This window comes from Micromonospora phaseoli (assembly GCF_900109115.1).
Lineage (GTDB): Bacteria > Actinomycetota > Actinomycetes > Mycobacteriales > Micromonosporaceae > Micromonospora > Micromonospora phaseoli.
In genome coordinates, this window is sequence record NZ_FNYV01000008.1 from 50,306 (window position 1) to 70,649 (window position 20,344).

The following is a 20,344-nucleotide window of genomic DNA, read 5'->3' on the forward strand; positions in this document are numbered from 1 at the left end:
CTCAGCGCTAGAGGTCGGCCGCGCAGCGGAACCCGTGCGCGAAGCTGGACCAACCACCGGGGTCGCCATGCATGCGTTCGCTGCATCGGACCTGGTAACGGAAGTTCATCCACGAGCCGCCCCGGATGACGCGGTAGCGGCCCATCGCCATCGCGACCGTGGGGTCGCACCGGACGGTGTCCGCGTAGAGCCGGGACGACGTCGAGGTCCACTCGTAGACGTTGCCGGCCATGTCGGCGCAGCCGAAGGGGCTGTCGCCCCGCTCGGAGAAGGCACCCACCGGTGAGGTCCGGGGCACCGGGCCGCGCCGCGCGCACTCGACGCGCCACCACTGCTGCCAGGCGGCCAGTGAGGTCAGCGGGCCGGCGTGCAGTTCCGCCGTGTTGGCGGCACCGGCGTCCCACTCGTCGCCCCAGGGCCAGATCCGGAAGTCGGGCCCGCGCGCGGCGAACTCCCACTCCGCCTCGGTGGGCAGCCGCTTGTCGCACCAGGCGGCGAACTCCCGGGCATCGGTGAAGGAGACGTGGACGACCGGATGGTCGGCGAACTCGGTGCCGCCGGTGCCCGGACCGCCGGGCGCGTACCAGGTGACACCGTCGCGCTCCACCCAGCCGTGCTCCGTGTAGACCAGGCCGAAGCCACGCCGCTCCGCCTCCGTGCGGTAACCGGTGTCGCGCACGAACCGGGCGTACTCGCCGACGGTGACCGGGAACCGGTCGATGCGGAACGGCGCCACCACGGCGGTGAACTGGGGTGTCTCGTCGGCGAACCAGAGACGGGGCAACGGCTGGTCGGCGTCGTCGAGCCAGTCGAGCACCCACTCGGGGGTGCCCTGCTGGAAGACCCCGCCGGGTACCCGCCGCATCTCGCCCATCGCGTCCCGCCTTCTGCCGCCGGTCGGGCCGTTCGCCCCTGGTCCGCGTCGTGGAGCAATCATTCATTCGGGCGCCGACGGCCGGCACCTCTCGCTGTGCCCTGCGGGGGCCGCCCGCCCAGCCGGGATGCGCATCGTCGAAGATGAATGTCATGGATCGATGTACTGCAATTGGATTACGCCCTGCTGGTAGTAGATGACTGGTGCTGGCAGGTGCACGAGGGGGCGGGCGGGATGGCCGCCCCCTTGCTCTTTGCCCGAGAGCGGGCACGCCGACCGCGGGTGCTGGTGTGGCCGAGGCAGACCCCAGCGAGAACGAGCCCGGTACGCCGGCACCTGGCCGAGATCGCGCCACGGAGCCGGAGAGGCGGTCCGGAAACGACGTGCGGCCACCGCGCGGTCCCGGAGGAGGGATCGCGCGGTGGCCGCGGTGGCCGGCCCTCAGGCGGCGCCGGGGCTGTTCTGGTACGCGGCGAGGTGCCAGCCGCCGTCGCCCTTGACCATCAGCCAGCAGGCTCGGATCGCCCGCTCCGGCGCGACCGTGTTCTCGCCGGGCAGCAGCACACCGCCCTCGGTGAGCACGACGGCGACCTCACCGTTGAGGAAGCGGATGTCGATGGGCTGGCCGGTGACGGTCGTGCCCCGGTACGGCCCGGCGAAGGCGTCACGCATGAAGGCGACGATGGCGTCGCGGCCCTTGAGGTACAGGTCCGGCAGGATCATGGTGCCGTCCTCGACGAAGACCGCGCCGAAGGCGTCGGCGTCGTGCTTGGCCCACGCCGAGACGATGCGGCCGGGAAGCGCGGCCACCCCGGCCTGGTCGACGGGGCTGGGCCGGAAGCCCGCACTGGTTGTGGACACGATGGTGCTCCTCTGGATCGGGACCGGGGACCGGTCAGACGTACAGGCTGTTCGGCCCGAGTCCGCTGAGCAGACGGCCGTACAGCTCGGCGTTGGTGTCGGGATGCATCAGCGCGTGCAGGCTCATCGCCTGGATGTCCCGCTGGATGCGCTGGATGGGCACATCGAGGTAGATCGACGATCCGCCGCTGGCGTCGGCGAGGAGGTCGACGGCCTCGCGGGCGCGCTGGACGGCCGCGCCCATGTCGGCGCGGGCGAGCACTCGTTCGTGCATCGTCCACGCGGCCTGTTCGGCGGCCTTACGGTCGACGGTCGCGGCCAGACGGTGGGCGTGGAACTCGGCCTCGTCGATCCGGGTGGCCGCGTCGGCCAGTCGCAGGTGCGTGATCGGCGCCTCGCGCTGGCTGGCGTAGTCGGTATAGGTGATCTTGCGATCATCGAGCCGCTGGACGAACGCGTCCAACGCCGCCTTCGCCAGGCCGAGCGCGACGCCGACCGAGGAGGCCGCGGCCACCGGCAGCAGCGGCGCCTGGTAGATCCTGCTGGACTTGTTGGCGTGCGAGGCGCCCTGTCCCTGCAGTACCGCGCCGAGCGGCAGGAACCGCTCCTGGGGCACGAAGAGGTCCCGGGCGACGGTGCTGACGCTGCCGGTGCCCTTCAGGCCCGCGGTGTGCCAGTCGTCGACGACCTCCAGTTCGCTGGTGGGCACCAACGCGATGACCGGCATCGGCTCGGCCTCCGGGGCGAGCAGGACGGCGATGATGGCCTGCCAGCCGCTGTGCAGGGCGCCGGTGATGAAGCCCCACTTGCCGTTCACCACGATGCCGCCCTCGGCGGGTGACGCCATGGCGCTGGGGCTCAGCGTGCCGCAGATCAGCGAGTCGGGGCTGGTGAACACCGAGTCCTGGACGTGGTCCGGGAAGTGGGACGCCATCCAGGTCGGGATCCAGTAGACCGAGGCGGTCCAGGCGGCCGACCCGTCCCCCCGGGCCAGTTCGGCGGCGACGTCGACGAGCGTACGGGTGTCGCACTCGTAGCCGCCGTAGGTCAGGGGCGTCCGCAGGCGGAACACGCCCGCCTGCGCCAGCGCGGCGACGGCCTCGTCGTGGATCCGCCGGTTCTCCTCGTGCCACGCCGAGAACGTCCGCAACGTCGGCACGAGGTCGGACGCGCGACGTACCAACTCGGCGCGTCCGGGTAGATCGTTGCTCAAAGATGCCTCCCTGGGAGATCCGGCTCGGCTGAGCCGGGACGGCGGTGCCCGCGGTCGCGAAACGTGATCGCAACATCGACAGCGAGCGATATTTGGGATCCTCCGAGATGGAGGCTTGGGCCGTGCCGGCCGGGCCTACGCTCAGGCGGCCCGGGCGACACCGCTCCAGCGGGCCCGGCGGACGGTGACGACGGCACGGACGTCGGGCAGCGCCACCAGCATCGGTGGATCGCACAGACGCGCGGGCCTGAGCCGCACGACAAGATCGAGAGTCTGCTCCGGACCGATCCGGAACGGGCCGTGGCAGCCGAACATGGCGGCCGGTTCCGGCCCGACCCCACCGTCCTCGCCCGGCACCGTACCGAGGGCGTGGCAGAGCAGGTACCACGTGCCGTCCGGCACCCCGTCGAGCGCGAAGCGCCCAGGGCCGGTCAGGGTTGTGCAACTCACCGGGCGCCCCTCCGGGATCCGGCTCTTGAACAACCCCAGGAACACCGTGTCGAGCGGCGTCGACGAGCAGCCCGACACGACGCCCGAGACGACGCCGGTGGCTGGCGTGACACCGTCCGGTTCGGCCCGGACGATCGACCGCAGTACACCCTCGCGCCGGCGGTACTCGGTGGGCGACAGGCCGACGCTGCGGGTGAAACGCGAACTGAACGTGCCAACGCTGTTGTATCCCACGTGCACGCTGATATCGGCGACGTTCATCGACGTCGAGAGCAGCAGCGACTTCGCGCGTTGCAGACGCAGCGCCGACAGGAACCGACCGGGCGAGACCCCGGTCACGCGTTGGAAGACCCGTGTGTAGTGGAACTTGCTGAACATGGCGGCACGCGCCATGTCGTCCACGGTCAACTGCTCACCGAGGTTGTCCCGCATCAACACGATCGACCGCTCTACTGCATCAACAAAATGGCTGCTCACTACGCCTCCCCTGCCGACGGCGCACCATTGGCGACGGCTCACGGAGCGAGAGAACAATTACGCCCCGGCACGCGGCACCGCCGGCGATTCGCCGGGCGCACATTCGAAACGCTCCGCATCGGCCACGAATCCTGGCACCCTGCGGCACAATTAGAGCCGAACCGTCTTCTGTCTTTCCGTCACGGACCACAGATGGTGTCGCTGCAAGAGCTGCCACCTGTTGGACCGGCCACCGACCTAGGCGGGGTGACTCGACCGAGGAAAACGCGTGTCGGATGTCGGATGCACGCATTGGCGACTGGCAACTTCCGCTCCCCCTTGGACTCCGCACGCCTTTGGCATGCGATTGCGGTAATCCTCGCGTTTCGGAGAAGAGCCCAGCATCTTGAAAAGTGCGGTCAATCCCGCACGCTCGAAGAAAAGCACGGTGCCGCACATCACGCGGCGGCTCGCCCGCCAACAAAGGGACGAGCCGCTGCGGTCACAACGCGTCATGGACGCGCCCGCGTTTCCCCGGATTCTCGACGTTAAGTCCGGTGCGAAACGTGACGGCCATGTTAAGGAAATACACGGCAGATCGGCCGTGACTCCGCCGGGAGGTGACTCACCGTACCGTCAGGGGCGGTCGGCGCCGGCGCGCTCGGCGCGACCGGAGCACCACGGTCGGTCACCGGCGCCGCCGGCAGTGCGCCTGGAGGCGAACGTCCCATTAGACAGCACATCGACGTCGATCGCCATAGTTGGCCTCCGCGACGCTCCGGCCCGCCCGCCCGACCGTGACACCCGTCCCGGCCGCGGCCCCGCTGTCGCCGGCCGGGACGACGGTCGCCGTCCCGGCCGGCACCAGCTCACCTCGACGCGGGCTCCGGGCCGCCGAGCCGGGTCTCCCGCGCCGGTCGGCGCAGCCAGGCGATCCACCACATGAGTCCGCGGATGAGGCAGACGAGGGTCAGCGCGAAGAAGGTCGTGTAGACGACGTTGAGGGCGATCAGGATTCCGTAGACGGCGGCCACGCCGGAACCGAAGGCGAACTGGTTCCAGCCCTTGGTCGGCGTGGTCCCCGGGTCAGTGATCATGTAATTCGTGAACAGGACGAACGCCACCCCGGTGATCGGCACCAGCGCACCCCACAGCGCCACGTCGAGCGTCCAGTGCCGGACCAACGCCTGGATCACGAAACCGCCGACCCAGCCGAGGATGAGCGGTACCTTCTTGGTCAACATCGCATTCAGGACGGTGCCCGAGGTGATGATGAACAACGGCACGATGATGCTGATCGCGTCCGGCACGTGTTCGGTGAAGTGGTACGGCGGCGCGACGTTGACCCAGGGAAACATCAGCAGGGCCACGGTGATGCCGAGATTGGACGGATTCATGAAATGCCGCATCCGTCCGTTGACGGGCGCGCGGAGCACGGCCTTCTGGCCGATGGCGACGACGACCGCGAACGCGATCGGCCAGAACCGGTCATTGGCGTACAGCAGCATGTTCACCGCGAGGGCGGTGATGTGTGTCGGAAGCAGGAACTCGAACATTCCCCGGGCCCCACGCCCGGTGAACTCGGGCGCGCGCCGGTGCGCGGCCGCGGTGACCACTTCGATCAGGATCTCCGCCGCGTAGCCGACCAGCAGCGCGAGGATCGGCCACGCCCACGGCTGCTCGAAGCCGAGCACCGTATAGCCGAGGATGTTGAAGACGGTCATCGAAATGGCGAAGTTCCGCAGCGCGAGGTAGCGCGGATCCTTCGGCGGCGTCGCGGTGTCCGGCCGTACGCCGGGTGGGTCCCCACCGACCCGCTCGGGGGCGGCTGTACGGTCGGTGCGGTGGATGGACGGGGCGCTCACGGCACCTTCACCTCCCTGGCCTGATCGGTGAGCATCAGGCTGTGCCAGCCGCGGGTCATCTGCTGTGTCCGGGTGTGCAGCACGCCGTCGAGGTCACGCCAGGCCAGTTCGACCGAGACCGGCTGTTCGCCAATCTCGCCGAGCCCGAACACCAGGTCGAAGCTGCGCTTGCCGGAGTGGCCGCCCCCGCCGTCGAGCTGGGCGACCCGGGTACGCCCGTCGGGCGTGCGGACCCGCACCTGGGCGCCGTACGCCGGTGTGCCGATCGCGTCCGGCGAGGTCGCCGGCCGGTAGAGGCGCAGACCGAGGAAGTCGCCGGGGCGCGCCGTGGTGTTGCGGTAGAAACTCGGCTGGCCCCACTGGCGGGCGACGGCGAAGTCCTGGCTGCCGTTGCCGTCGACATCGGCGATCGCGACGCCGCGACTCGGCGTGTCGTCCGTCATGCCGAGCGCCGCGCCGAGGTCGGTGTACCGGCCGTTGCCCTCCGCCGCCCAGAACGCGATCGGCTGCGAGCCGGCGACGTCGTCGCCCGGCCGCGAGTTCGGCCACATCTGGGGATTGCGCAGCATGAGGTCGTTCGCCATGGCCAGTTCCTGGAGCCAGGCCCACCGGTTGAGGCTGCCCTTGATGAAGCCGTTGGTCTGGACGACCTCGACCTCGCCGTCGTTGTCGAAGTCCGCCATCTTCGTGTCCCAGCCCCAGCCCGACCAGGCGAGGTTGCGGTCGGCCGCCTCGTTCTCGTACGGCGCCCGGCCGGCGCGCAGCATCTCGCCGGCCGCCTGCGGGCTCGATGCGATGTTGCGCCAGACGAAGGTGCTTTCCTCCAGCCCCCAGGAGGTGGTGATGTTGCTGACGAAGGCGTCGAAGCGGCCGCTGCCGTGCAGGTCGCCGAATTCGATGGACATGCCCTTGAACGAGTCGTGGCCGAGGACCAGCGACTTCGGCGTGAACGCGTCCCGCTCGCCCTCGGCCAGCTCGAAGCGGATCTCACCGGCAACGGAACGGTTGTGGAAGAAGCGGTCGTTGCCGAAGTCGTTGGCGAGGTAGAGCTCCGGCAGCAGATCCCCGTCCAGGTCGGCTGAGGCCGCGCCCAGGGTCCACCCACTGCCCACCGCCGGGTCGATCGCGACCTGCTCGGTGTACGTGACCGAGGGCTCGCTGCCACCCTGGGCCGAGGTCCAGCGCAGGATGTGCGCCCCTCCGGCATTTCGGGCCCGGGACATCGAGTGGTTCATCTGCACCCCGGCCCGCCCCTCGGGATCGAGCACCTGGGAGTCGGGGAAGTAGTTGAAGACGCCGATGTCGACGTGCCCGTCACCGTCGAAGTCCGCCACGGCGACGGCATTGGTGTTCCACAGCTGCCCGTCGTACACCCCGTCGCCGCGGTCCCGGGTAGGAACGAGTTCCGTCGGCCGGAAGCGGCCCGTAGCGAGCGGCGCCTGGCCGCCGCGGTTCATGAACAGCACGGGTGTGCGGCCCCAGTAGTAGACCAACAGGTCGGTCCAGCCGTCCTCGTTGAAGTCCCCGGGTACACAGCCCATCGGCGCCATCGCGCGGTGCGTCGGCAGTGGAGTCGGGGTCAGGACGAACGGCTGGTACACGTTGGCGCTACCCGGTGCCGGCGTGACGATCACGCTGTCACTGCGGGGATCGACGAGGCACATGTCGTTGGCCACCCCGCCGCCGTCGAGGTCGTTGATGGCGACTGCGGCGCCGACCGACGACACCCAGGACCGGATGTGCTCGTACTCGGGGTTGACCGCCCGGACGCTACGCTCGGGCAGACCGTCCGGCAGTATGATCGGCAGCTCGGTGAACCCGAACCGGGCGGCCAGCCGGGCGCGGTCGGTCGGCGACGCCTGGGGCAGCCTCGCCAGGAGGTAGGTGGCGATCAATAGACCGATCACCGTGAACACGGGTATGAGCCGACGTAGAATGCCGACCGGTTGCGATACCAACGGGCTCCCCCTCGATTGTGGCAGCGCCATCGCGACGACGTCGCACGCTGCGCCGAAATGCGACGGTCCGGGCCAACCGGTGATTGATCCGCTGCCGCGTTCTCGGTGGACGTCCGGAGCCACATCCGCGCCGGCACCCGGGCGCGAGGCAGGTGACCGCGGCCCCGACAATGGCCGGGAAATGTGCCGGAATTTCGCTCCCACGCATTAGGCGCGGCGCGGATACACCGGCCCGAGAACGACGACCGCACCATCGGAGTGGTCCCGAACCACAAACATCATGGCCGACGCGTGTGATTCAGTTCTTCTCGCAGGTTGCGGTGGCATTCGGGTCGGGCGCGTCAGGCATTGTCGGCGGCGGCGGACGCGGGCCCCCACCGCTCCGCGTCCGCCGCCGCCGGCCCTCACGGTCGCTCGCCGCGTCCCGACCCGCCGGCCTGGCCCAGGTGTTCCCGGGCCAGTCGCCGCAGCGCCAGCAGGGCGGCGTCCAGCAGGACGATCTGTGCGACCACGGCCACCGCGTCGGCCTCCGACTCCAGCCGTGGCGGCAGCCCGGCGGCCTCCATCGTGCTCAGCGACATCGCCATCGCCGCGTAGGGCATCAGCGCGCCCACCTCGACGCCCGCATGCTGCTCCAGCGCCGCGAGCACCCGGGCCAGCGTGTGTCGGCCGGGCGAGTCCGGATCGACCCGCCAGCCCAGGTGGTCGACGAGGGCGTCGACCCGGGCCGCCACATCTCGATTCCCGACGACCGCGGGCACACCCGTATCCTCGGTAGCCATCGCGTCGTTGATGACCGCGGAGAGATCCGCGGTCCGGGTTCCCCCGTCGTCCAACGCCCGCACGACCGTACGCACCGAGGCCAGGCTCATACCACCCAGGACGGTCAGCGTCCGGATGAGCGCCAGCCGGGACAGATGCCGCTCGTCGTAATACAGCTGGCGGCCTTCCCGAACCGATCTTCCAGGCGGGAGCAGCCCCTCTCTCAGGTAGAATTTGATGGTTGGTATCGGCAGTTCTGCACGATGACTCAGCTCTCCAATCCTCACAGCAACTCTGCCCTACGTACGCATTTACAGGAATTGCCGGATATCCGGCATGTGGGCGCATCCACCCGTTATGTCGTACGGCAGAGGCTCACCCCCTCGGTCAAGAGTCTGCCGCGCCGTCGTCGACGAGATCACGGACGGTGGCCGGCGTGCGGTAGCAATGCCAGCCAGGCGCCGCCAGGTCGTCGCACCCCAGGGACATTGCGAGCGTCCACTTGAGACGCTTTTGGCAGCACCTCTCCGGAAATTGCGAATAGTGCCACTATCTGTTACTGGCGGTAACTCATTCAACAGCACCGCACAAGCGTCGGAAAATCGGGAGTTGCCCATTCCAATGACGAGCGATAGCATCTAACGTCAGCACGATGACGGTAAATAAGAATCTCCTCGGAAGAATACATTTCATGCGCTTACATAGCCGAGCGGCGCCGCATCATGTGCGCCCCCGACGAACGTTCGACCGGCCCTCCGGGTGACTCGATGTTGATGGGGGAGGTAGCCGTCAGACGTGCATTGTGGACGATGCGCGAAAGGCTTGGGGAGCCGCTGACGATCGACGAGCTCGCGAGCGTGGCGATGTTCAGCAGATACCACTTCTCGCGGCTGTTCCGCCGGATGACGGGGATATCGCCGGGACGCTTCCTCGCCGCGATCCGGATCCAGGAGGCCAAACGCCTGCTCGCCAACACGTCGATGACCGTGGCGAGTATCAGCATTTCTGTCGGATACACCAGTCTCGGCACCTTCAGTTCACGATTCCATCGCAGTGTCGGCGTGTCCCCGATGGCCTACCGGCGTCGATTCCTTGATCCGTTGCCGCCGATCGGGCGGAGCCGGTCGCCGCAGGGCGGCGCCGTCATCAGCGGGGAGCTGCGCACCTTCTGCCCGCGCTTCACCAAGCCGATCTTCATCGGACTGTTCCCGGACGCCATCGCCGAGGGCCCTCCGGAGAGCTGGACCACCGTGAGCCGGCCGGGCCCCTACCGGCTCTCCGATGTCAGCGCCGGTGACTGGTACCTCGTCGCGCACTCCCTCGGCCAGTGGCAGTGCCCGCCGAGCGACCAGCACCAGGCCGACCACATCACCGGGGTGGCCCGGTACGGGCCGATCCGGATCACCGAGGGCGGGGACGTACAGGGGGCGGAGGTGTTCGTCCGCCCCCACCGCGACCTCGACCCACCGGCACTGCTGTCCCTGCTCGACCTGTCACCCGAGACAGCGCTCAGGATCCGCCGCGCCCAGGGACGCGACCGCCGTCAGCCGCCCTCGCCCACCGCCCTGACCAGCATCGGCAACCCGCCACGGATCCTCAGCGACAGCATCGGCTCCGGGACGACCTGGTGCCCGGGGGGCGTCGAGAGCCGGAACTCCCGGGCGATCATCGCCAGCACGAACACCGCCTCCATCAAACCGAGGTTGCTGCCGACGCAGATGCGTGGGCCGGCACCGAACGGGATGTAGGCGTAGCGGGGTCGGTCCCGCACCCTGGCCGGGTCGAAGCGCTCCGGGTCGAACCGCTCCGGGTCCACCCAGAACTCCCGATGCCGGTGCAGGGTGTACGGCAGGATGACCACATCAGCTCCGGCCGGCACCGCGTGCCCACCCACCACGTCGGGCGCGACGGCGATCCGGGGCAGCAGCCACACCGGCGGGTGCAGCCGCATCGCCTCCTTGACCACCATCGTGGTGTAGCGCAGCTGGTGCAGGTCCTCGTAGCCGGGCAACCGCCCGCCCAGCACGGCCTGCGCCTCCGCCCGCAACCGGTGCCGCACCTCCGGCTCGCGGTCGACGCGGTACAAGGTCCAGCCGAGGGTGCTGGCGGTGGTCTCGTGACCGGCCAGTAGCAGCGTGACCAACTCGTCGCGAAGTCGACCACGCGCGACCCGCGGATCCGGCTCGGCCCGGGTGGAGACGATGAGCCGGGAGAGGACGTCGTCCTGACCGTCGGCATCCGCCGCCCGCGCCGCCACCAGCTGGTCCACCACCCGTTGCAGCTCACGCCGGGCCCGCCGGAAGCGCAGCTGGCGAGGCAACGGCACCCAGGCGGGCACCATCCCGAGCGTGGCCAGCTCGAACATCGCCTGGTCCTGGACCGCCGCGAACTCCTCGCCGACGGACCCGAACGGGCTCAGGTCGGCATCGAGCAGGGTCCGGCCCAGCACGCCCAGGGTGAGGCCGGTGAACTCGGCGACCACGTCCACCGCAGCGCCGCCCTCGCGCTGGCGGAGCCGGTGGACCAACCGCTGCGCCTCGGCCGCGACGAGGCCGGCGTGGTGGGCCAGCCGCCGCGGCTGGAACACCGGCTGGATCACCTTGCGCTGCTTGCGCCACAGCTCGCCCTCGCTGGTCAGCAGACCGTCGCCGAGCGCCCGCCGGGCGTGCACCAGACCGATGCCCTTGCGATAGTTGCCCGCGTTGTCGGCCAGCACGTGCTGCGCGTGGTCCGGGTGGTTGAACACGTGCAGGCTCTTGTGACCCACCGGGATCCGTACCGCATCGCCGTACCGGTCGACGGCGTCACTGATCATCCCCAGCCGGTCGCGGGTCATCACCGCCAGCATCCGCAGCGCCGCCCGCCTGGGCGGCCCCGGCGGTGCCACCGGCCGTGGGTACCGTGCCGTCATCCCCGCGCCCTCCACTCGTACTCGGTCGTGCCCAGCAGCCCGTCGTGGAACAGCAGGGCCGCACCCGCGGCGACCCGCGCGGCCGAGAGCAGCCGGCCGACGACGATCGTGTGGTCGCCGCCGTCGTACCGTCGCCACGGCTCGCACTCGAACCAGGCCAGGGCGCCGGCGATCAGCGGTACACCGGTCCTCGCCCCGGGCACCGTCCGGATCCCGGAGAACTCCTCCGGGCCGACCGGGCGCCGGGAATCGGCGAAGTACCGCGCGATGCCGGCGTGACCGGCCGCGAGCACCGAGACCCCGAAGCCCGACGCCTCCGCCAGGCAGGCGTGCATCACCGTGGAACGGCCGACGCAGACGAGCACCAGCGGTGGGTCGAGCGAAACGGACGCGAAGGAGTTCGCCGTCATGCCGTGCGGATGCTCGCCCCCCACCGTCAGCACGGCCACACCGGTGGCGAAGGTGCCGAAAACCCGCCGCAGCTCACGACCGGTGGCCAGGTGCCCATCGGGTGGGGGGTCGGTCCGCGCACCCGGTGCCCCGGTCACGACGCCTCCGCCCGCGCGTACGGCGCGAGCGCCTGTGCCAGGGCCTCCGGTACCCGGGTCGGCACGGTGCGGGTGTTCGGGCCCCGCATGCACGCCACCCGCTGCATCCCCCGCGCCACCAGCGTCTCGCCCTCGGCCTCGGCGAGGCGCAGGTAGTCGAAGCCGAACTCGACCTGCGTCTGCGCCAGATCGACCAGCCGCATCCGGACGGACACCTCGTCGAAGGCGGAGAGTTCGGCGAAGAACTCGCAGTCGACCCGCAGGGTGAACAGCTTGAGATCCGCCCGCAGGTCGTCGAGCACCCGCGGCGCCCGTTCCCGCAGGAACATCTCGCGACATCGGCCCTGCCAACGCAGGTAGTGCACGTAGTAGACGTTGCCGACGAGGTTGGTCTCCTCGAACCCGACCACGTGCCGGTACTCGAAATAGCGGGACATCAGCCCTCCCCTGTCAGGAGCCCGAAAACCACCGGCTCGGGCACGTCCCGCAACGCCGTCACGAAGGTCGCGACGGTGATCGGTCCCGCGCTGAGCACCACCCAGCCGGGGTGCTCCACAGGCCGGACGGTGAGGGGGCCCGCCAAGGGTTCGCCCGCCTTCTGCAGGCATTCCATGGCCACCCAGACGCGGGTGCCCGCCACGTCGCGGTTGTCGCCACCGTCCGGGCCGGTCAGCAGCGGCAGCAGCTCCGCGTGTGCGCCGAGCAGCCCGCGCCACTCCACCGGGGTGCGGGGCACGACCGCCTCCACGTCACAGGCGGTCGGCTGGGATGCCACCGCGCACACCGTCAGGCCCGCACCGTGCGCGAACGACACCTCCTGGCCGCCGTCGATCTCCGGCCGGCCGTCACCGCGGTACCGAACCGGCCACCTGCGCCCCGTGGCGCGAGCCAGTGCCCGGGCCGAGCGGGACCGGCGGGTCGCCACCGGATCGCCGGTGTCACCCGCGTCCGCCCCGTCGGGCTCGACCCCGACCGCGATCTCGACGCCGGTCAGCTCGCCGACCGCGCGTTGCAGGAACGGCCCGAGCAGCGGCGCGAGCCACGGGCCCCGCCCGTCGCCACGGCGTACGGCGCGCAGGCTCAACCCTTCCCAACGTTCGACCACGTCGCCGTCACCGGTCCGCAGCACCACGTCGTAGACGTAGGTGTCGCGGTCGCGGGACCGCTCGACCGCCTGATACCGGTACGGTCCCGGCCCGCTGACGCCGGCGGCCGTCCAGATCCGCGCGACGCCGGTCGGCAGGAGGGTGGCGTTGGGTACGCAGACCTGGTTGCCGTGCATCAGCGCGTCCCGGATGCCGGGGTCGCCGAGCAGCAGGGTCCGCGGATGGAAGGCGGCGAACCAGTCGTGCTCCTCGAAAAGCAGGTCGGCGTCGACGTCGCGGGCCGCCGCGTGGTGGTAGCGCAGCACGCGCTGGAACCGGCGGCCCTGGAACAGCAGGTCGCCGTAGAGCTCCGTCGCCGGCCGCAGCGGTACCTCCGGCACGTCCACCGGCACCGGCCGGGGCGGTCCGTCGGGTACGACCGGCGTGCCGTAGCGCAGGCGGGCCCGGAAGTGTTCGGCGGCGAACCGGGTCTCGCTGCTGTGGATGACCACCTGCACCACGTCGGGTGCGGTGACCACGGCCGCGACGCGGATCCGGGTCGCCCCCTGCGGTGCGATGACGATCGGTCGCAGGAACTCCGCGTCCTCTACCGTCGGCGCCGACGACCGGCCGGTCAGGGCCGATGCCACCTGAGCCATCGCCTCCATGCCGAGCACCGCCGGAAACAACAGATTCCCGTCGAGGTGGTGATCGGACAGGTAGGGGTCGCTGCCGGTACTCAACTCCGCCTCGGTCACCAGCTCGACCCCGGGATAGTGCACCAGCGGCCGTTCCAGGAACCGCAGCAGCGGCAGCTCCACCCGCTCGTAGCGCACGGTGTCGATGCCGGAGGTGCGTCCACTGACCACCACCACCGGCGGCACCGCCGGGTCGGTCACCAGCCGGCGCAGGAGTTCGACACCCTGGGTGGGAGTGATCGGCGTGACGCCCTCCCGGGCCAACGTGTCCACGACCGAGAGCCGCTCGCCCATCCCCACCCCGGACCACACCGACCATTCCAGGCAGACCGACCGGCAGCTCGGATGCTCCTCGCCGACCGTCCGGGTCAGGTCGGCCAGCCACTCGTTGGCCGTCGCGTAGTGGGCCTCGCCCTGCAGGCCGGCCCGGCCGATGATGCTGCCGAGGGTGACCAGCAGACGCAGGTTGCCGGCCCCGACGACGTCCAGCACCGCCCGCAGCCCACCCACCTTCGCGGCGAAGGCACGCCGCAGCGCCGCGGCGTCGAGGCGGCCCAGCGCCGCCGGTTCGTTGGTACCCGCGCCGTGCAGTACCGCGGTCACCGGACCGAACTCCCGGACGGTCTCGTCGACGGCCGCAGCCACCTGCTCCGGATCGGTGACGTCGGCCCGCACGTAGTGGGCGGTCACGCCGTGATGGGCCAGCCGCTCCAGGTTCGCCGCCAGCTCCGAGTCCGTCGCCGGGTCAGACCGGCCGAGCAGGGCGAGCCGGGCGCCGGTCTCCACGGCCAGGGCGAAGGCGCACTCGGCCGTGATGCCCTTGCCGCCACCGGTGACCAGCAGGACGTCCGACTCGTCCAGTGGCGCCCGGGTCTGCTCCGGTTGCAGGGGCATCGCCCGTAGCGTCGGCACCCGCCGCGTACCGTCGAGGTCGTAGTACGCCTCGACGTACTGGTCGGTCGCCCGCACCTCGCCGACGACGTACTCGATCGCTTCGGCGGTGGCCGGGACGTGTGCGATCGTCACCCGCACCCGGGGCTGCTCCATGCGCAGTGTCTTCGCCAGGCCGGCGGCACCGCGGTCATGCTGGACGAGCACGAACCGGTCGACGTCGGTGCCGGCCAGCACGTCCTGGGCGCCGTGCAGCGCTCGTTCCAGGTCGGACTCCGTACAGCCCGGCGGTAGGCAGACCAGCACACCGGAGCCGGTGTCCGTCGCCGCCAGCCGGTCGGCGAGGGCGGCGGCGAACGGATGGTCCGCCGGGGCGTACAGCCGCCAGCCACCCGGCCCGAGCGGGTCGACCGGCTCGGGCACCGGGGCCGGGTCCAGATCGACCGCCCAGGCCCGGGCCCAGCTCTCCGCGCCGACGACCGGCGGGCTGGCCGCGACGGCGGTCTCCCCACCGGTGGCCTGCAGCTCCTCCAGTGCGGCGGCGAGTTCCCGCACCGACGCCGCCGCGAAGTTCAGCGGCATACTCACCGCGCCCATGCCCATCCGCTCGGCCACCTCGTTGACGAGGTTGCCGACGGTGATCGAGCTGAGGTGCAGGTCGTCCAGGAGCCGGCTCTCCGGCCGCACCATCTCGACCGGGAGCTCCGCCCGACTCGCGGCCATCTGCCGGAGCAGGTCGAGCGCCCCCGGCCCGGACCGGTCGGCGGACTCCGCCGGCCACGTCGTCCTAGCCGGTGGGGTGGCCGGACCGAGGGCCGCGCCCTCGCCCCCGGCGACGGCGGCCACCGGTACCGCCTCGCAGGGGCTGGCCAGCACCGCCGGTGGCACGGTGACGTCGATCGGGCGGGCCAGGCGGTCCTCGAACAGCGCGGCCGGCATCCCGGCCGCGCCGCCGACGTACGCCGCGCCGACCACCCGCAGCAGGCTGACCAGCGACTCGTCGTCGGTGTCCAGCGGTACCGCTGGGGCGCCGGTGGCCTCGGCCGCGAGCCGCGACAGCACCCGGCCCGGTCCCACCTCCACGAAGAGGTCGACCTCGCCGCTGGCGACGGCGACGGCCTGGCTGAACCGCACCGGCTCGGTGATCTGCCGGCGCAGCAGGGACGGCACGTCGGTCCCCGCCGGCAGCGGCTCGCCGGTGACGGTGGAGACGACCCGACGCCCGACGGGGGCGAGTTCGGCGCCGACCAGGGTGCCGGCGAACACCTCGGCCGCCGGCGCGACCAGCGGCGAGTGAAAGGCGTGGGAGACGGCCAGCGGGGTGGCGCCGATGCCGTCGGCGGCAGCTCGGCGGCACGCCTCACGTACCGCGGCGACCGCACCGGCGACCACCGTCTGCGCGGGACCGTTGTACCCGCTGACCACGACCGGCAGCCCGTCGATGAGACGCTCGACGATGGCCGGGGCGGCGGCGATCCCCGCCATGGTTCCCGACGCGCTGTGCCGCGCCATGGCCGCACCCCGCGCGGTGGCCATCCGTAGCAGCTCCGCCTCGTCCATCACTCCGGCCCAGTGCAGCGCGGTCAGCTCGCCGAGGCTGTGACCGACGGCAACGGTGGCCTCGATGCCGAGCAGCGTCAGCGCGGCCAGGCCGGCGACCGAACCGGTGACGATGCGGGGTTGGGCGACCTGGGTGGCGACCGGGTCGGCGTCGTCCGGCAGCGCCGCCTGCCGGTACACCGCGTCCACCGACGGGAACCTGCGCCGCAGCGCGCCGCCGGCCGTGCCCCGACCGGAGCCCTGGCCGGGAAAGAGGTAGCCGATCCGGGCCCGGCCGGTGACCTGCCCCAGGAACACCGGCTCCGCACCGTGGGCAAGCGACTCCTCGCCCCGGTTCACGGCGTCGACGAGCCGGCGCAGCCGGCGTTCGGCGTCCTCCGGGTTCACCACCACGACCGCGGCCCGGTACGGCAGGTCGCGCAGCTCGTGCCGCAGCGTCACGGCGAGGTCGGCCAGCTGCGCGTACGTGGCGGCGCCGGCGAACGCGGCGAGCTGCTCCGCCCGGTCCCGCAACGCCGTCCAGGACATCCCGTCCAGCACGAGCAGCTCGGCGTCCTGCGCTCCGGTGGTCAGCGTCGCGGTCCGTGGGTCGAGCCCGCCCGGCCGCCTGGCCCGGGTGCTCTCCACCACCACGTGGGTGTTGATCCCGCCGAAGCCCATGGCGGTGACGCCGGCCCGCAGCGGGGCACCGGTCGGCCAGGGTTCGGCGGCCGGGAGCACCCGCAGGGTGCGCTCCGCCCCGGTGAGCAGTTCGTGTGGCTCGGGGCAACCGAGTGCCGGGGGCAGCACCTGATGGTGCAGCGCCAGGACGGCCTTGATCAGGCCGGCGACCCCGGCCGCGGCCTTGGTGTGCCCGATCATGGCCTTGATCGAGCTGATCACGGCGGGCGGCGCGTCGGGGTCGGCCATCCGGCGGGCCTGGGACAGCGCGGACAGCTCGGTGCTGTCGCCCACCTTCGTACCGGTGCCGTGCCCCTCGAACAGCGCGACCGTTTCCAGCCCGAACCCGGCCCGCGCGTACGCGCGCCGCAGGGCCAGCTGGTAGCCGCCGATCTCCGGTCGGGTGATGCCACCGCGGCCGTCGGAGGAGACACCCCAACCGGCCACGGTGGCGTAGATCCGGTGTCCGGCACGCCGGGCGTCCGGCTCGCGCATGAGCACGACCATGCCGCAGCCCTCGCCCGGCCAGAAGCCGTTGGACCCGCGGTCGTACACCCGCATCTCGCCGGTGGCGAGGGCGCCCGTCCGCGCGAATCCGATGATCTCGAACGGGTCGATGGAGAGGTCGACCCCGCCGGTCACCATGACGTCGACGTCGCCGTCGACGAGTGCCCGGCAGGCGGTGGTCACCGAGAGCAGTGAGGACGAGCAGGCGCCGTCCACGGTGTAGCCGCCGCCACGCAGGTCGAAGTGGTTGCAGATGCGGCCGGCGATGGTGTTCGACAGCGCCCCGGCGAGCGTGTCCTCGTCGATGGGTGGGAAGGGCCGCTTGTAGTCGGCCTCGACGAGGTCGAGGAAGTCACGCATCCGCTCCTCGTCCCAGTCCAGCTTGGACAGGGCGGGTGCGAGCACCCGGCGGACGAATGGCCAGCGCAGCCGTAGCTGGTTGGCCCGGGCGAACTCCCCGGTGAGACTGTTGCCGACCACCACACCGGTCCGCTCGGTGGGCAGGCCGGCCCCCATCGGGAAGCCGGCGTCGGCCAGCGCGGCGGCGGCGACCTCCAGGGCGAGCCAGTGCGTCAGGTCCGTGGACCGGTAGGTGCTGCCGGCCACCTTGAAGGCGACCCGGTCGAACTCCCAGTCCTGCAGCACGGCAGCGTTGCGGGCGTAGAAGCGGTCCGGCGCGGCGGGGTCGGCCGACCAGTAGTCGTCCAGACGCATCCGGGCGTCGGGCAGCCGGCGGAAGGCGCGCCGGCCGGCGACCGCGTTCTCCCACAGCTCCGTCGGCGACGACGCGTCCGGGTATCGACAGGCCATGCCGACGATGGCGATCCTTGTCATGGTCTCGGAATCTCCGATCTGGTCGCAGCGGCGACCGCAGTGCTAGCGGTCGTTCGCGACGCGGGCACGCTGGCCGACGACGAAGGTGTCCCGGACCCAGTTCCGCCAGATCTCGTACGTCGGTGGTTCACCGGGCAGCGACAGGCCCGGACGGACCCGGTCGGTGACCGCCGCCGCGTCGGCCGGCGAGAGGTCGCAGAACAGTCGGGTGGCCAGTTCCACGTGAGGCACCACGAGCCCCGCCCGGACCCGGGCCGCCGCGGCGAACGCCGCGCCCTGTGCCAGGTGGGAGCGGTACGTGTCCGCCCGCCGCCACAGTTCGCGCAGTTCGGCCTCGTCGGCTCCGCCGGCATAGGTGGCGGCCAGCCCGACACCGCTGTACAGGTCGGCCCGGCGGGATTCGGCGAACCCCTCGACGAGACGGGTGACCTGGTGTACGTCGGTGCCGCCGACGAACCACAGGGCACGGCCGATGCCCTGGTCGATGACCCGGGTGGCGTAGCCGGTGTCGTCGTCCACGGGCCAGGGGAACCGCTCGTGCCGGAACTGCTCGATCACGTACTTGTGGGTGTGGAAATACGCCTGGTGGAAGCCGTACCCGTCGAGCACGAGCCAGCGCAGCAGTGGGTCCGGGGCGTACAGCCGGGACCACCGGAACCGGGGCAGGCGGGCCATCGCCCAACCGATCCCGACGTACGCCATGTAGATGTGCGGGTTGCCGGGACCGGCGAGGAACTCCCTGACCCGGCCCCCGCCGAACGGCAGGCAGTCGCGGACGGCCAGTCCCATCGCCGCGCCCTCGTAGGCGAAGCCGCGGAAGCGGGTCGGCACCCGTTCCAACGCCGGCTCGGTGTCGGCGACCCGGCGGGTCTGCGCCGCTTCGCCGTACCCTTCGAGAAAGGTCCGGCCGATCGTTTCGAGCAGGTCCCGCGCCTGCTCGGATCGAGTGTGGAAGCCCCGCACGCTCATCCGGGTCTCGCTCGGGTCCGGCGTCAGGACGGCTCGGCGCAACGAACCGATGAAAGCCACAATTACCCCTCATATGGTCAGCGTCGACCGGACGGATCGGGGTCGTCCGTCCGATCCGCCTGCGCGACGTGGGTGGCGGCGGGCCGACTACCCGCCGTGGATGGGTCAGGACTCCGGTGCACCTGCCGGCCCGGTGGCCAGGCGCGACCGGATCCGGCGGCGCCACACCTCGTACGGCGGGTCGGCACGCTCCGCCGGCGGACCATCGACCGCGACCTCGTCGGCCAGCGCCGACGCGGCGGCGACCGACAGGCCGGTCAGCACCGTGACGGTGTCCTCGGTGTACGGCGGCACCGCACCCGAGAACGTGCGGGCCCGGGCCGCGAAGACCGCCCCCTGTGCCAGGTGTGGCCGGTGCCCGCCGGCGTGCCGGCGCAGCGTCACCAGGCCGGCCGGGTCGCAGCCGCCGGCGAAGGTGGCCGCCAGGCCGGCACCGGCCCACAGGTCGGCCTGCCGCTCACCGGCGAAGCGGCCGATCGCCGTCGCCACGTCGTCGGGCCGGGCACCGTGGATGAACCACAGGGCGCGACCGACCCCCTGGTCCACGGCCCGCGGAAAGTAGTCGGGCGCGCCCGCCCACGGGTACGGGCGGGGCCGCTCGCCCCTGCCCACCCAGCGATCGACGTCGAAGTAGGCCAGGTCGAAGCCGTACCCGTCGACGGCGAGCCAGCTCATCGTCGGGTGGTACGGCAGCCCGGACAGCTCCGGCAGGATCCGGCGCCAGGTCGCCCGCGGCAGCCGCGCCATGGCGAACCCGATGCCGATGTAGTTGAGGAAGACGTGTGGCCGTCCCGGCCCGAGGAGCAGATCGCGGGTGCGGCTGGTCCGGAACATCGACATCGCGTCGCGGATGGTGAACGCCATCGTGGCGCCCTCGTACGCGAAGCCGCGCAGGTACGGGTCGACCAGCGCGAGGCGTCGTTCCGCCTCCGACAGGTCGCACGAGTCGATGCCCCACTCGAATCCACACACGACCGTCTGCGGGATCGCCTCCAGCTGCCTCGTCGCGACCGAGGCGGTGGTGGGGAAACCTCGCGCGGCGAAGCCCACCTCCTGCCACGACGGAGCCAGTACGTGGCGACGTAGCGAACCGACGATGGTGGGCATCGCTCCCGCTCTCCTACCGAGGTCGACTGGTGACCGTCGGCTACCGACGGCCGTTCCATCGTCGGCCACCGGGGC

At 71.4% G+C, this 20,344-nt stretch carries 13 protein-coding genes and 1 pseudogene; 1 reads left to right on the forward strand and 13 read right to left on the reverse strand.

The window, feature by feature from the left end; translation table 11 throughout:
* Window positions 1-7: 7 nt before the first annotated feature.
* The 7 genes from BMY89_RS20240 to BMY89_RS20270 form a co-directional block, all read right to left on the reverse strand.
* The gene (locus BMY89_RS20240) at window positions 8-874 is read right to left on the reverse strand and encodes a formylglycine-generating enzyme family protein (protein ID WP_092381602.1); all 867 of its coding nucleotides are present in this window, start codon (window positions 872-874) and stop codon (window positions 8-10) included.
* A gap of 441 nt (window positions 875-1,315) precedes the next feature.
* Window positions 1,316-1,735 (reverse strand): SgcJ/EcaC family oxidoreductase, encoded by a 420-nt coding sequence (locus BMY89_RS20245; protein WP_092381603.1) that lies wholly within the window; start codon window positions 1,733-1,735, stop codon window positions 1,316-1,318.
* A 34-nt stretch (window positions 1,736-1,769) separates the two neighbouring features.
* On the reverse strand, window positions 1,770-2,948 hold the full coding sequence (locus BMY89_RS20250; protein ID WP_092381604.1) for an acyl-CoA dehydrogenase family protein: 1,179 nt from the start codon (window positions 2,946-2,948) through the stop codon (window positions 1,770-1,772).
* Between the two features lie 141 nt (window positions 2,949-3,089).
* Window positions 3,090-3,875 (reverse strand): helix-turn-helix domain-containing protein, encoded by a 786-nt coding sequence (locus BMY89_RS20255; RefSeq protein WP_092381605.1) that lies wholly within the window; start codon window positions 3,873-3,875, stop codon window positions 3,090-3,092.
* A gap of 848 nt (window positions 3,876-4,723) precedes the next feature.
* Window positions 4,724-5,767 (reverse strand): enediyne biosynthesis protein, encoded by a 1,044-nt coding sequence (locus BMY89_RS20260; RefSeq protein ID WP_092381606.1) that lies wholly within the window; start codon window positions 5,765-5,767, stop codon window positions 4,724-4,726.
* Complete coding sequence (locus BMY89_RS20265; protein ID WP_232521440.1) at window positions 5,716-7,626, reverse strand: CRTAC1 family protein; 1,911 nt, start codon at window positions 7,624-7,626, stop codon at window positions 5,716-5,718. Before BMY89_RS20265 ends, BMY89_RS20260 begins: the two co-directional genes overlap by 52 nt.
* A gap of 455 nt (window positions 7,627-8,081) precedes the next feature.
* Window positions 8,082-8,726 carry a MerR family transcriptional regulator gene (locus BMY89_RS20270; RefSeq protein ID WP_092381608.1) on the reverse strand — a complete coding sequence of 215 codons (645 nt, stop codon included), beginning with the start codon at window positions 8,724-8,726 and terminating at the stop codon, window positions 8,082-8,084.
* A gap of 522 nt (window positions 8,727-9,248) precedes the next feature.
* Here BMY89_RS20270 and BMY89_RS31375 point away from each other — a divergent pair.
* A pseudogene (locus tag BMY89_RS31375) lies at window positions 9,249-9,515 on the forward strand (helix-turn-helix domain-containing protein); the annotation flags it as partial.
* Between the two features lie 467 nt (window positions 9,516-9,982).
* Here BMY89_RS31375 and BMY89_RS20280 read toward each other — a convergent pair.
* From BMY89_RS20280 to BMY89_RS20305, 6 genes are all read right to left on the reverse strand, one after another.
* Window positions 9,983-11,350: a cytochrome P450 gene (locus BMY89_RS20280; RefSeq protein ID WP_092381808.1), complete on the reverse strand. Its 1,368-nt coding sequence runs from the start codon at window positions 11,348-11,350 to the stop codon at window positions 9,983-9,985.
* Window positions 11,347-11,898 (reverse strand): flavin reductase family protein, encoded by a 552-nt coding sequence (locus BMY89_RS20285; protein WP_092381609.1) that lies wholly within the window; start codon window positions 11,896-11,898, stop codon window positions 11,347-11,349. Before BMY89_RS20285 ends, BMY89_RS20280 begins: the two co-directional genes overlap by 4 nt.
* A complete protein-coding gene (locus tag BMY89_RS20290; protein ID WP_092381610.1) occupies window positions 11,895-12,335 on the reverse strand; it encodes an acyl-CoA thioesterase in 441 nt (146 codons plus the stop codon). Before BMY89_RS20290 ends, BMY89_RS20285 begins: the two co-directional genes overlap by 4 nt.
* A complete protein-coding gene (locus tag BMY89_RS20295; RefSeq protein WP_092381611.1) occupies window positions 12,335-18,133 on the reverse strand; it encodes a type I polyketide synthase in 5,799 nt (1,932 codons plus the stop codon). Before BMY89_RS20295 ends, BMY89_RS20290 begins: the two co-directional genes overlap by 1 nt.
* Before the next feature lie 42 nt (window positions 18,134-18,175).
* On the reverse strand, window positions 18,176-19,162 hold the full coding sequence (locus tag BMY89_RS20300) for a DUF1702 family protein (protein WP_269766877.1): 987 nt from the start codon (window positions 19,160-19,162) through the stop codon (window positions 18,176-18,178).
* 105 nt (window positions 19,163-19,267) lie between these two features.
* Window positions 19,268-20,269: a DUF1702 family protein gene (locus tag BMY89_RS20305; RefSeq protein ID WP_092381613.1), complete on the reverse strand. Its 1,002-nt coding sequence runs from the start codon at window positions 20,267-20,269 to the stop codon at window positions 19,268-19,270.
* Between the last annotated feature and the right edge of the window lie 75 nt (window positions 20,270-20,344).

What these genes read in the sequence shown, in the direction of transcription:
- BMY89_RS20240 (WP_092381602.1), bottom strand. Translation starts at nt 874, where the DNA reads ATGGGCGAGATGCGGCGGGTACCCGGCGGGGTCTTCCAGCAGGGCACC.
- BMY89_RS20280 (WP_092381808.1), bottom strand. Translation starts at nt 11,350, where the DNA reads ATGACGGCACGGTACCCACGGCCGGTGGCACCGCCGGGGCCGCCCAGG.
- BMY89_RS20290 (WP_092381610.1), bottom strand. Translation starts at nt 12,335, where the DNA reads ATGTCCCGCTATTTCGAGTACCGGCACGTGGTCGGGTTCGAGGAGACC.
- BMY89_RS20295 (WP_092381611.1), bottom strand. Translation starts at nt 18,133, where the DNA reads ATGACAAGGATCGCCATCGTCGGCATGGCCTGTCGATACCCGGACGCG.
- BMY89_RS20305 (WP_092381613.1), bottom strand. Translation starts at nt 20,269, where the DNA reads ATGCCCACCATCGTCGGTTCGCTACGTCGCCACGTACTGGCTCCGTCG.